Here is a 12,265-nt window from a genome sequence, read left to right on the forward strand (position 1 = left end):
CGTCGCAAGACTGTCACAGAACGCGCCTAGGTGCTGGCTGGTGCCCGTTGTGGGCCCAACCTTCCGAAAACGGGGAGAAAAGAATGAAACCGATCCACGTCCTCGCCGGGGCTGCTGCGCTTCTGGCCTCGACCGCGCTCGTCCATGCCGATGATATGGCCGCGCTGGAAGCTGCCGCGAAAGAAGAAGGCATGCTGACCACCATCGCGCTGCCGCACAGCTGGTGTGGCTATGGCGATGTGATCGCTGGCTTCAAAGCGAAATATCCGGACATTGAAGTCAACGAGTTGAACCCCGATGCGGGCTCGGCCGATGAGCTGGAAGCGATCCGTGCGAACGTCGGCAACACCGGCCCGCAAGCCCCCGACGTGATCGACGTGGGTCTGTCCTTTGGCCCGCAAGCCAAAGAAGAAGGCCTGATCCAACCCTATAAAGTGTCCACCTGGGACGATATCCCGGATGCCGTGAAAGACGCTGATGGCTATTGGTATGGCGACTATTATGGCGTCATGTCCTTCATGGTGAACAAAGACCTCGTGATGGATACCCCCAAAGATTGGGGCGATCTGCTCAAATCCGATTACGTGGGCCAAGTGGCGCTGGCCGGTGACCCGCGTGCCTCGAACCAAGCGATCTTGGCGGTGCTCGCCGCGGGCATGGCCAATGGCGGTGCGGCTGGCCAAGAAGCCGGTGAGAAAGGCCTTGAATACTTCAAGGAAATGAATGCGAACGGCAACTTCGTTCCGGTCATCGGCAAAGCGGGCACGCTCGCCCAAGGCGCGACGCCGATCGTCGTGATGTGGGACTATAACGCCTTGGCCGCGCGCGACACGCTGGCGGGCAACCCGCCGGTTGAGGTCGTTGTGCCGGAAACCGGCGTTTTGGCGGGCGTTTATGTGCAGGCGATTTCCGCCCATGCGCCGCACCCGAATGCCGCGAAACTCTGGATGGAATACATCTATTCGGATGAAGGCCAAAACCTCTGGCTCAAAGGCTACTGCCACCCGGCGCGCTTCAACGCGATGGCCGAAGCGGGCGTTGTGCCGCAAGAGCTGATCGACGCGCTGCCCCCGGCAGAAGCCTATGCCAAGGCCTATTTCCCGTCTCTTGACGAGCAAGGCGCGAACAAAGAAGCCGTGACCGCTGGCTGGGATGCGGTCGTGGGCGCCAACGTCCAATAAACCGGGGCCCCTGCCCCTTCGCCGCCTCCGGCCCCGCGCCGGGGGCGGCTTTTGACCGAATGGACCCACGCGTGACAGAGCATCCCCCGCCGCCCCCGCGCCGCAGGCTCAACCTTGCCTGGATCGGCATTTTGCCTTTCGCCGCCTTTGTCGCGCTGTTTTTGATTGCGCCAACGATGAAGATCGTGATCGGCGCCTTTCAGCGGGCCGATGGCAGCTTCACGCTTGAAAACATCTTTGGGCTGTTCACGCCGACGATCCTCTCAAGCTATTGGGTTTCTATCAAAATTTCGCTCGCCTCTTCGGCTTTGGGGTCGTTGATCGGCTTTTTGATGGCGGCAGCGATGGTGCTGGGCGGGTTGCCGCGCTTCATCCGCTCCCCTTTGCTCACCTTTTCGGGCGTGGCGTCAAACTTTGCGGGCGTGCCGCTCGCCTTTGCGTTTTTGGCGACCCTTGGCCCGCTGGGGCTGGTGACCATGTGGCTGCGCACCGAATTTGGCATCAACCTGCGCGCTATGGGGTTCAACATCCTCAGTTTCTGGGGTCTGACGATCACCTATATCTTCTTTCAGATCCCCTTGATGATCTTGATCATCACCCCCGCCCTTGATGGGCTGAAACGCGAATGGCGCGAGGCGGCGCAATCGCTTGGCGCCTCTGCCACGCAATATTGGACCCAAGTCGCGCTGCCGATTTTGGCCCCCAACATTTTGGGCACTTTCGCGCTGCTGTTTGCTAATGCTTTCGGGGCTGTGGCCACGGCGATTGCGCTGACGGGTTCTAGCCTCAACATCGTGCCGATCATGCTCTTTGCGCAAATTCGCGGCGACGTGCTGGGCAACCCGCATTTGGGCTATGCGATGGCCTTTGGCATGATCTTGGTCACAGCGCTGGCCAATGTGCTTTATATCGTGCTGCGGATGCGCTCAGAAAGGTGGCTCAAATGAAACGTGCTGCCGCTTGGTCGATCCTGCTTGTTGGGATGCTTTACTTCATCTTGCCGCTCGTCGGCATGGTGGAGTTCTCGCTCTCGATGAAGCGCGGGGTTTATAGTTTTGAGGCGTATCGCGTTGTTTTTGCCGATCCGCAGTTTCGCCAGACCTTCTCCTACTCGGTCTTGATGGCAGTGCTGACGATCCTGTTTGGCGTGCTTTTGGTGGTGCCCACGGCGTTTTGGGTGCGTCTTAAGCTGCCGGGTCTGCGGCCCTATGTAGAATTCGTCACGCTGTTGCCGCTCGTGATCCCGGCGATTGTCGTCGTTTTTGGCTATATACGGCTCTATAACACCTCAAGCTGGTTGCCGATGACCGGCTCTGTCACCGGCACGAACCTGTTGTTGCTCTTTGGCTATTCGATGCTGAGCCTGCCTTACATGTATCGCGCTATCGACACGGGGCTGCGCACGATTGATGTCGCCACGCTGACCGAGGCCGCGCAATCGCTTGGCGCGGGCTGGTTTACGATCTTGGCGAAGATCATCATGCCAAATGTGTTGGTGGCGGTGCTCTCTGGCGCGTTCGTCACCTTTGCCATCGTGATGGGGGAATTCACGCTCGCCGCGCTTTTGGACCGGCCCGCCTTTGGCCCCTATCTGCAGCTTATGGGCGCCAACAAAGCCTATGAGCCGTTTGCGCTTTCCACCATCGCTTTCATCATCACTTGGGCCTGCATGGGGCTGATCCAGCTCGTGACCCGGCTCACCAAACACGACAAGGCCGCCCGATGAGCTATCTCACGCTATCGCATCTGGAAAAAAGCTTCGGCCCGGCGCGGGTGGTGAAGGATTTCAACCTCACCGTGGAACAGGGTGAGTTCATCTCGCTTTTGGGCCCCTCGGGCTGCGGCAAGACCACGGTCTTGCGCATGGTGGCAGGGTTTGAACTGCCCACCTCGGGCGGCATCACGATTGAAGGGCAAGACGTCACGCACCTCCGCCCGAACCAACGCAATATCGGCATGGTGTTTCAGGCCTATGCGCTTTTCCCAAACCTGACGGTGGCGCAAAACGTGGGCTTTGGGCTGAAGGTCAAAGGCACCCCCAAGGCCGAGATCAAGGGCCGGGTGGAAGAGATGCTGTCGCTCATTGGCCTCTCGGACCTTGGCAACCGCTATCCGTTCCAGCTTTCGGGCGGGCAGCAGCAGCGGGTGGCCCTTGCGCGCGCGCTCGCACCCAAACCTTCGGTGCTGTTGCTTGATGAGCCGCTTTCCGCGCTTGATGCCAAGGTGCGGGTCAGCCTGCGCAATGAAATTCGCCAGATTCAGCGCGAATTGGGCATCACCACGATCTTTGTGACCCATGACCAAGAAGAGGCGCTGTCGATGTCGGACCGGGTGGTGGTGATGCATGAAGGCATTGCCGATCAGGTCGGCACGCCGTTTGACATTTATAACCGCCCCGCCACGCGGTTTGTGGCAGGCTTTGTCGGCACGTTGAACACGCTGGAAGCGAAGGTGCTGGATGCCGCTGCGGGTAAAGTGGCGCTTGGCGGGGCAGAGATCACCCTGCCCGGCCCGCTGCCTGCAGGGTCGGTCACGCTGGGGCTGCGCCCCGAGGCGGTGCGTCTCGGCAATGGCACTGGCCCACAACTGCAAGCGACGATCAAAGACGTTGATTTCTTGGGCTCGGTGATCCGACTGCGGGCCGATTTGGCCGGTCAGTCGATTGCCTTTGACACATTCAACACCACCAAAACCACCCCGCCCAAAGTGGGGGAAACGGTCGCGCTCGGGCTCGACCCGGCGGATCTTTTGGTGATCGGCGGCTAACCCGCCGATCACGTCCGTTCACTCGCGCGAATAGGCGAAATGTGCTGTTTGCTCTGCCTGCGCATCGCAGGGCACAGCATTGACCGGCCAAGGAAAGCTCATTGACGGGTCGCGGGTCTCTTGCAAGATCGTCCAGCAGGTGCCGTCCCCGCCGCGCCGCACCAGGCCTTCGAACGCGAATTGGCCCTGTTGCACCCAATACCAATCGGCCGTGACCTCGTCGCAAGGCTGGAGCACCAATTCGGCGGGTTTCATCATCCCCGGCGCCTCAAGCCCAATGCACAGATCCGGGTGCTTGTTCACCGTAATCCGCCCGCCCGGCATAATATCGAACAAACGATCCTGCCCGAGCCGACAATTGTGCAACTCGAGCGGCTGCCCCGCCATCAATGGCCCGCCGCGCCAATACAGGCCGAACTGGCCGAGATCGGCGAGAGCATCACCCCATCGGGCTGGGCGGCCAAGGCCGCCTGCGTTTCCGCCGCAGGCAAGGCCCAAGCACAAATCCGCGTGCCTGGTGCGACCCAGCACGCCCCCTCTTGGCGCAGCGCCCCAAGCGGGGCCTGCGCATGGGTGGAGAGCGGATCGGCGTTCCAGTGCCCATCGGCCTGCCCCGGGGTATTCACGGAAACATCGGCAAAATAGCTGTCATTGCCAACCTGAAACGAGCCGCCGCTACGGGGCGAAAAATAACACCGGCCAGTGACATGACGCACCCCGCCCACGGTGATTTCACAATTCACCGGGCGGGTATCGGCAAGTGCAAAGCTGGGCAGCAGCACGGCCCAAAGGGCCAAAATAAGAAAACGCATCAAAGAAGCTCCGCAAAGAAAAATGAGGCCGCCCTTGCGGCGGCCCCAAAACCGTTAGCGCGCGGCGCAAACCGTGGCGCGGGCATTCACCCAGCACCCGCCACCGACTTGGCGGAAATCCTCGCCCAGCGGGGCTTGCGCATGGGTGGCCCCGGCTTGCGCGTTCCAGTGACCCGAGGCGAAACCATTGCCCGAGGGCACGATCTCGGCAAAGAAATCGCCCAAATAGGTGTCGCGGTTGGTGTTGATCCAGAAGCTGCCGGTGCCGTCATTGGCCATCCAGATCGGGCAGTTGCCGTTCATATCGACATAGGTCCACCCATCCACGATCAGCTTGCAGGTGCCGTTGAGGACATAGGGCTGCGCGGCGGGCGCAGGCTGCGCCATGCCTGCACATTGCAGCATTGTGTCGATCGCCGCCGAAGAGCCCGAAAGCGCGTATTCCGGCCCGTCGGGGTCAAAGTTCAGGTTCAGCCGGTTGCCTCGCTGCACCGCCGCCAAAAAGCTGCGATCAATCGGCGAGGTGGTCACTTCGCCAATTTGGCTCAGCACCATCGGGTAAAATTGCCCGTCAATCAAAGCCGCTGCGGGCGAAGTATCAGACCATTGATCCGACACAACCATGAAGCCCTCTGGCCCGGCATCAAAGCGCAGCAACCGGCCTGCGCCCTCGGGCTTTGACCAATCCATCAAAAGCGCGCTGCACGAGCCCGGCGCCCATTGCAAAATCTCCCAAGCGCCAAGTTGCGCATAGGTCTGGGTTGGCCCCACGGGCGCGCTTTGTTGCGGCTGCCATGCGGGGGCTGCTGGCATCGGCGGCGCGAAGGGGGTGGTACATTCCGCCGCCAGATTGCGGATATGATCGGCGGCCCCCCAGACCTCGTCACGGGTGTTTTGCATGCACCAGTCGTAATGCATCTGATAGACGCCATGCACACCACGGCTGAAGTCGAGGCAGTTCGGGTTTTGATCAATCGCTTCTTGCGCCACAGCCGCGGTGGTCGAGGCATATTGCTGGCAGAAACGATCGTCGGTGCGTTGAAAATCTTGTGCCTGCGCGGCCCCACACGAAAGGGCTACCAAGGCGAACGTCGTCAAGGCATGCGGAAAGAGAGCGGTCATCTGAATCCATCTTTAAGAGCAAGGAAAGGCGGGCTAACGGCAAGATCGCGCTTGCGATGCCTGCATCACGAAAGATGAATCCAAATCATCTTATTCTGTGACGAAAATAAAGAAAAAAGAGCGCCGGGCACCGAAAATCCGGGGGCCGCCCCGGTGCGCGTGCCCCTTGCCCAGCGCCTCTCGCCCCGCCTATTTCTTGCCGCGAAAGAACCTTGCGCGCTCGTAGAGTTCTTCAAGCCGCTGCATCCGGGCGGCAGTTGTGTCCCATGTCAGCGCTTGCACGGCGGCCATCAGCGTTTCGACAATCAGCTGAATGGCAACTGTGCTGTCCCAGGCGCTTGGCACCTCCACTTGCGCCGAAAGCCGAATACGCGCATGCGCCGCCGCCGGGCTCACCCATGGGTCGGTGATCAACACGATCTCCGCGCCCTGCTCAGAGGCCATTTCCACCAGTTGCAACACCGCGTTTTCATAGCGGCGAATGTCGAAGACCAAGAGCACATCGCCCCGCTCAATCTCCAAAAGCGCGGGCGGCCAAGCATTGGACAGCGGGATCAGCAGCTCCACATCGGGGCGGATCACTTTCATATGGGTGGCGAAATATTCCGCCATCGCCAGCGTGATCCGGCCCCCGGTGGCAAAGATCTTACGGGTCGGGTCCGCCAGCAGCGCGGCAACCGCATCGAAATCCGCCTGATCAATCTGTGACAATGTGGCATGCAGATTGGCCATCACCGCATCGGCAAATCGGTTCAGCATATGCCCTTCGGGCGCGCGCGCGGCCCAAAGATCGTGCTTCGCCAAAGGGCCAACAAGGCGCGATTCGATTTCTTCACGTAGCGCGGCTTGCAGCCCCGGATAGCCGCCATAGCCCATTTTTTGCGCAAGCCGCACCACGGTGGGCGAGCTAACATCCGCGGCTTTAGCGAGTTGCGTCACCGACCCCAAGAGCGAAACGGGGTAATTGCGCAAGATATGACTGGCCAATTGCCGTTCTGCGCGGGTCATCGTTGCAATGGATGCGCGCAGCTCGTCCTCGATCGTACCTTTCACTGCCACCAAAACAGGCACTCCTTGCTGCGGACGCTTTGCCGCACCGCCGAACAGATTGTAACAAGATTATCTCTCCTGAAATAATGTTGACAGCTTCACCGCTCCGGTCAAGCCTGTGGAACGAAGCTTGCAGAATCGACGAAACGCTCGGGGGAGACTGTGGAAGACGAGACTGAAGGCGCGGTCGTCCTTGAGAGACGCGCGGCCAAAGGCCCGTTCGTTTTCGTATGCGAACATGCGGTCAATGCCTTTCCGGCGCGCTGGGGCGATTTGGGCCTCACGGCATCGCAACGCCACGCGCATGTGGCTTGGGACCCGGGCGCATTGGGGCTTGCCCGCGCGCTGTCTGTGCAACTTGAAAGCCCGCTGGTGCGCGCCACCACCTCGCGGCTGATTTATGACCTCAACCGCCCGCCACAATCTGCGAGCGCGATGCCCGCGCGTTCAGAACTGCATGACATTCCCGGAAATGCCGATCTGAGCGCGAAAGAGCGGTTAGACCGCACGCAGGCGCTTTACCTGCCCTTCCATGCCGAATTGCGCATGCTTTTGGCCGAAAAGCTGGCGCTGGGGCAGCGCCCGATCTTGGTGACCGTGCATTCGTTCACGCCCGTTTATTATGGCCGCCCGCGGGATGTGGAATTGGGCATCATTCATGATGCGGACCCTGCCCTTGCCTGCGCCGTTCTGGAAGAGGCGCGCGCCCAGACAAGGCTCGATTCTCGGCTGAACGAGCCCTATAGTGCCGCCGATGAGGTGACCCATACGCTGGCTCTTCAGGCCACACCGCTGGGTCTGATGAATGTGATGCTGGAACTGCGCAACGATCTGCTTCCAGACGCGGCCGCGCAAAAGGCGATGGCCTCTTTGCTCGCCCCGGTGCTGCAAGCGGCGCTGGCGCGGATCCAAAAACCGCTGGAGGTCGTGTGATGCCGCGGTTCCTTGTGCGCTATGTCCAGATTGTAGAAACGATCAACCGCACATTTGGCCGGGTGGCCATGTATCTGCTGTTTGTGATGATGGGCATTATGGTTTGGTCGATGATCACCAAATTCGCCCATATCCCCGCGCTTTGGACGCTGGAAATGGCGCAATTCACGCTGGTCGCCTATTACATGCTTGGCGCACCTTGGACCATGCAATCCGAAGTGAATGTGCGGATGGACCTGATCTACGCAAGGTTTTCGCACAAGGGCAGAGCACTAACCGATGCGCTGACCGTCTTCTTTTTGATGACCTATCTCGGCATCATGCTTTACGGCGCTTTTGACAGCACCGTCTATTCCTACACCTATAACGAACGCAATCCGACCGCATGGCGGCCCGTGCTGTGGCCGCTCAAGTCGATCATCACCTTCAGTTTCGCGCTGATGCTGTTGCAGGCAACGGCCCTTCTGATCCGCGACATTGCCACTTTGCGCGGGGAGAAGATTTGATGGATCACAACACCATCGCGCTTTTGATGTTTTCATCGCTGCTGTTGATGATGCTCACCGGGCAGCGGGTCTTTGGCGCCATTGGCTTTGTGGCGGTGATTGCGGCGCTCACGCTTTGGGGGCCGGGCGGCACCGATATGGGCTTTTCCGCCGTGATGAAGCTGATGAAATGGACGCCGCTGCTAACGCTGCCGATGTTCGTTTTCATGGGCTATGTCATGTCAGAAAGCCGCTTGGCCGAAGACCTGTATCGGATGTTCCACGTCTGGTTCGGGCCATTGCCGGGAGGCTTGGCGATTGGCACGATCCTGTTGATGGTGCTGATTTCGGCGATGAACGGGCTTTCGGTCGCGGGCATGGCGATTGGGGCGACCATTGCGCTGCCCGAACTCGTGCGGCGTAACTATGACAAGCTGATGATTTCGGGCGTCATTCAGGCGGGCTCAAGCCTTGGCATTTTGATCCCGCCTTCGGTGGTGTTGGTGCTTTTTGCACTGATTGCGCGCCAGCCGGTGTCCAACCTCTGGCTTGCGGGCATTGGGCCGGGGCTTTTGATGGCGGTGATGTTCATCGCCTATATCACCATCCGCACTTGGCTGAACCCACAGCTTGCCCCGCGCATGAGCGCCGCGGAACGCGCCAGCATTCCGCGCGCCGAGAAATACAAACTTCTGCGCGCGGGGCTTTTGCCGATCTTCATCTTTGCGGCGATGATGGTGCCCTTCATCAACGGCTGGGCGAGCCTGACCGAGGCCTCGGTCGTGGGCGTTGCCGCGACTGTGCTCGTGGCCGCGATCAAACGCCGTCTAAGCTGGCGCGTCTTTGAAACCGCCACCAAGCAAACGCTGCATATCACGGTGATGTTCATGCTGATCATCACCGCCGCGCTGTCGTTTGGCGCGGTGTTCGATGGCTTGGGCGCGGGCCGCGCGATCCAAAACTTTTTCACCTCGGATCTGGGGCTCGCGCCTTGGATGATCTTGGTGCTGATGCAGTTGAGCTTTTTGTTCCTTGGCATGTTCTTGGACGACACCGCGATGCTGGTGATCGTTGCCCCCGTTTTTGTGGGGCTGGCGAAAGCGCTTGGCTTTGATCTGATCTGGTATGGCGTGCTCTACACCATCACCTGTCAAATCGCTTACCTGACGCCTCCCTTTGGCTACAATCTGTTCTTGATGAAGGCGCTCGCCCCGCCCGAGTTCACCTTGCCGGTGATCTACCGTTCGGTGCTGCCCTTCGTGCTCGTGATGGTGCTGACCTTGGTTCTGATCATGGTGTTTCCCCAAATTGCGCTTTGGCTGCCGCAAACGGTGCTGGGGCGCTGAGAAAAATGACCCCGAACGGGGCACCCCACAACAAGGAGAGAGAAATGACGACGACGAGACGGAAGTTTCTAACCACTGGTGCCGTGGGCGCCGCAGCCGCCGCAGGGCTTGCCGCCCCGGCCCGCGCGCAAGAAACCATCAAATGGCGTTTGCAAACCTATGCGGGCCCGGCGCTCGCCGAAGAGGTGGTCAAACCCGCGATCGAGGCGTTCAACACCATCGCCAATGGGCAAATGGAGATCGAGCTTTACACCTCGGACCAGTTGGTGCCGACGGGCGAACTTTTCCGCGCGATGCAAAACGGCACCATCGATGCCGTGCAATCGGATGATGACTCTATGGCCTCGCCCACCGAAGTCACCGTCTTCGGCGGCTATTTCCCCTTTGCTTTGCGCTATTCGCTTGATGTGCCCGCGCTCTTCAACTCTTGGGGTCTGAAGGAAATCTGGGAAGAGGAATATGCCAAGGTGGGCATCAAGCACATCTCGGCAGGCTCGTGGGATCCGTGCAACTTCAACATGAAAGAGCCGGTGAACTCGCTGGAAGATCTGCGCGGCAAGCGCGTCTTCACCTTCCCGACCGCAGGGCGCTTCCTGGCCCAATTCGGCGTCATTCCGGTGACGATCCCGTGGGAAGATGTGGAAGTTGCGCTGCAAACCGGCGAGTTGGATGGCTTGGCCTGGTCGGGCATCACCGAGGATTACACCTCGGGCTGGTCGAAAGTGGCGCCTTACTTCCTCACCAACAACATCTCGGGCGCGTGGATCGGCCACTTCTTCGCCAATATGGAGCGGTGGAACGCGGTTCCCGCCCACCTGCAGCAGCTTTTGCAAACCTGCTTCGACCAATCGCATTATCACCGCCAATGGTGGTATTGGGCGGGCGAAGCCAAGCTGCGCGTCGAAGGGGCCGATATGACGCTGACCTCGCTGCCCACAGAAGATTATGCCAAGCTTGAAGAAGCCGCGCATAAGTTCTGGGATGAGGTGGCCGCCGAAAGCCCGCTCAAGGCCAAGGTGGTGGACATCATCCGCAAATATAATGAGACGATGGTCAAGGCCGGCGTGCCTTATCGCTACTGATCGGTGCGGGCCGGGGCATCCCCGGCCCACTCCCACGACCCGCGCGCGGCGGGACAACCGCGCCATTGAACGGAGGAAACCATGCCCGCCAACCTGACCTTTGAGGCCCTGAAAACCGCTGTCGCCTCGGGCGAGATCGACACCGTGATCGCATGTATTTGCGATATGCAGGGCCGGTTGCAGGGCAAGCGTTTCCACGCACAGCATTTTATCGACAGCGCTTGGGAAGAAACCCATTGCTGCAACTATCTGCTCGCCACCGATATGGAGATGGTCACGGTCGAGGGCTATGAGGCCTCCAGCTGGACGCGCGGCTATGGCGATTATGTCATGAAGCCCGATATGGAGACGCTTCGCCGTATCCCATGGGTGGATGGCACCGCGCTTGTGATGTGCGATGTGCTCGACCATCACACCCATGAACCCGTGCCGCATGCGCCGCGTTCGGTGCTCAAGCGACAGATCGACCGCGCCAAAGCGATGGGCTTTGACGTGATGATGGCGACGGAGCTTGAGTTTTTCCTTTTTGAGCAAAGCTATACCGAGCTTTTCGACACGAATTACCCAACCCCCACACCGGTCGCGCGCTACAATGTCGATTATTCGATCATGGGCACCGCGCGCGATGAGCCGATCATGCGCGATATCCGCAATTACCTTTATGGTGCGGGCATCCCGGTGGAATGCTCCAAGGGCGAGGCCGAACGCGGCCAAGAAGAGATCAACGCGAAATATTCCCAAGCGCTTGATACCGCCGACATGCACACGCTCATCAAGCAAGGCGTGAAGGAAATTGCCCAGCAACACGGCGCCTCGGCCACCTTCATGGCGAAATACCACACCGAAAAGGCGGGCTCGTCGAGCCACGTGCACCAATCGCTTTGGAAAGACGGCGCGAATGCCTTTTACGACCCCAAGGCCGCGCATGGCATGAGCGATCTGATGCGCCATTTCCTCGCCGGGCAGCTCGAATTTTCGCGCGATATCAGCTACTTCTTGGCACCTTATGTGAACAGCTACAAACGCTTCTGTGTCGGGCTGTTTGCCCCCACCAAGGCGGTTTGGTCGCTTGACAACCGCACCGCGGGCTACCGGATTTGTGGCGAAGGCACCAAGGGTGTGCGGGTCGAATGCCGCATCGGCGGGGCCGATCTGAACCCCTATTTGGCCTGCGCGGCGCTTTTGGCAGCGGGGCTTGAGGGCGTCGTAAACAAGCTTGATCCGGGCGCGCCGATCTCGGGCGATTTGTATCATGCCGAGGCGGCGCCCGAAGTGCCCAAAACCCTGCCCGAAGCGGCCGCGGCGCTCGAGAATTCTGATTTCCTCAAACGCGCCCTTGGCGAAGAGGTCGTGGCGCATTACCTGCGCGCGGCGCGCTGGGAGATCGAGGAAAATGATCGCGTCGTGACCGATTGGGAACGGATGCGCGGCTTCGAACGGGCTTAAGATTTCAAGTTTACCGGGGCCGAAGGGGCCACGAGAGGAAGG

13 protein-coding genes are annotated in these 12,265 nt (G+C 60.0%); 9 read left to right on the forward strand and 4 right to left on the reverse strand.

Annotated features, from left to right (window positions below; translation table 11 throughout):
- Positions 1 to 83 precede the first annotated feature (83 nt).
- From BW967_RS13840 to BW967_RS13855, 4 genes are all read left to right on the forward strand, one after another.
- Positions 84 to 1,181: an ABC transporter substrate-binding protein gene (locus BW967_RS13840; RefSeq protein ID WP_076485677.1), complete on the forward strand. Its 1,098-nt coding sequence runs from the start codon at positions 84 to 86 to the stop codon at positions 1,179 to 1,181.
- 71 nt (positions 1,182 to 1,252) lie between these two features.
- Positions 1,253 to 2,128 (forward strand): ABC transporter permease, encoded by an 876-nt coding sequence (locus BW967_RS13845; RefSeq protein WP_217696383.1) that lies wholly within the window; start codon positions 1,253 to 1,255, stop codon positions 2,126 to 2,128.
- The gene (locus BW967_RS13850; protein ID WP_076485679.1) at positions 2,125 to 2,907 is read left to right on the forward strand and encodes an ABC transporter permease; all 783 of its coding nucleotides are present in this window, start codon (positions 2,125 to 2,127) and stop codon (positions 2,905 to 2,907) included. Before BW967_RS13845 ends, BW967_RS13850 begins: the two co-directional genes overlap by 4 nt.
- Positions 2,904 to 3,947: an ABC transporter ATP-binding protein gene (locus BW967_RS13855; RefSeq protein ID WP_076485680.1), complete on the forward strand. Its 1,044-nt coding sequence runs from the start codon at positions 2,904 to 2,906 to the stop codon at positions 3,945 to 3,947. The genes BW967_RS13850 and BW967_RS13855 overlap by 4 nt, the downstream gene beginning before the upstream one ends.
- Positions 3,948 to 3,965: 18 nt before the next feature.
- Here BW967_RS13855 and BW967_RS13860 read toward each other — a convergent pair whose 3' ends face one another.
- The 4 genes from BW967_RS13860 to BW967_RS13875 form a co-directional block, all read right to left on the reverse strand.
- On the reverse strand, positions 3,966 to 4,334 hold the full coding sequence (locus BW967_RS13860) for a hypothetical protein (RefSeq protein ID WP_076485681.1): 369 nt from the start codon (positions 4,332 to 4,334) through the stop codon (positions 3,966 to 3,968).
- Positions 4,334 to 4,759: a hypothetical protein gene (locus BW967_RS13865; RefSeq protein WP_076485682.1), complete on the reverse strand. Its 426-nt coding sequence runs from the start codon at positions 4,757 to 4,759 to the stop codon at positions 4,334 to 4,336. Before BW967_RS13865 ends, BW967_RS13860 begins: the two co-directional genes overlap by 1 nt.
- 54 nt (positions 4,760 to 4,813) lie before the next feature.
- A complete protein-coding gene (locus BW967_RS13870) occupies positions 4,814 to 5,881 on the reverse strand; it encodes a hypothetical protein (protein ID WP_076485683.1) in 1,068 nt (355 codons plus the stop codon).
- A 189-nt stretch (positions 5,882 to 6,070) separates the two neighbouring features.
- Positions 6,071 to 6,943, reverse strand: a complete 873-nt coding sequence (locus tag BW967_RS13875; protein ID WP_076485684.1) for a MurR/RpiR family transcriptional regulator — start codon at positions 6,941 to 6,943, stop codon at positions 6,071 to 6,073.
- A 150-nt stretch (positions 6,944 to 7,093) separates the two neighbouring features.
- Here BW967_RS13875 and BW967_RS13880 point away from each other — a divergent pair, with 150 nt between their 5' ends.
- The 5 genes from BW967_RS13880 (at position 7,094) to BW967_RS13900 (ending at position 12,223) form a co-directional block, all read left to right on the forward strand.
- The gene (locus tag BW967_RS13880) at positions 7,094 to 7,864 is read left to right on the forward strand and encodes an N-formylglutamate amidohydrolase (RefSeq protein ID WP_076485685.1); all 771 of its coding nucleotides are present in this window, start codon (positions 7,094 to 7,096) and stop codon (positions 7,862 to 7,864) included.
- Positions 7,864 to 8,370 (forward strand): TRAP transporter small permease subunit, encoded by a 507-nt coding sequence (locus BW967_RS13885; protein WP_076485686.1) that lies wholly within the window; start codon positions 7,864 to 7,866, stop codon positions 8,368 to 8,370. The genes BW967_RS13880 and BW967_RS13885 overlap by 1 nt, the downstream gene beginning before the upstream one ends.
- Positions 8,370 to 9,695, forward strand: coding sequence for a TRAP transporter large permease (locus BW967_RS13890; RefSeq protein ID WP_076485687.1), 1,326 nt, complete (start codon positions 8,370 to 8,372; stop codon positions 9,693 to 9,695). The genes BW967_RS13885 and BW967_RS13890 overlap by 1 nt, the downstream gene beginning before the upstream one ends.
- 44 nt (positions 9,696 to 9,739) lie before the next feature.
- The gene (locus BW967_RS13895) at positions 9,740 to 10,777 is read left to right on the forward strand and encodes a TRAP transporter substrate-binding protein (RefSeq protein ID WP_076485688.1); all 1,038 of its coding nucleotides are present in this window, start codon (positions 9,740 to 9,742) and stop codon (positions 10,775 to 10,777) included.
- An 81-nt stretch (positions 10,778 to 10,858) separates the two neighbouring features.
- A complete protein-coding gene (locus BW967_RS13900) occupies positions 10,859 to 12,223 on the forward strand; it encodes a glutamine synthetase family protein (protein WP_076485689.1) in 1,365 nt (454 codons plus the stop codon).
- Positions 12,224 to 12,265: the final 42 nt, after the last annotated feature.

Source organism: Rhodobacter aestuarii (assembly GCF_900156655.1).
GTDB lineage: Bacteria > Pseudomonadota > Alphaproteobacteria > Rhodobacterales > Rhodobacteraceae > Rhodobacter > Rhodobacter aestuarii.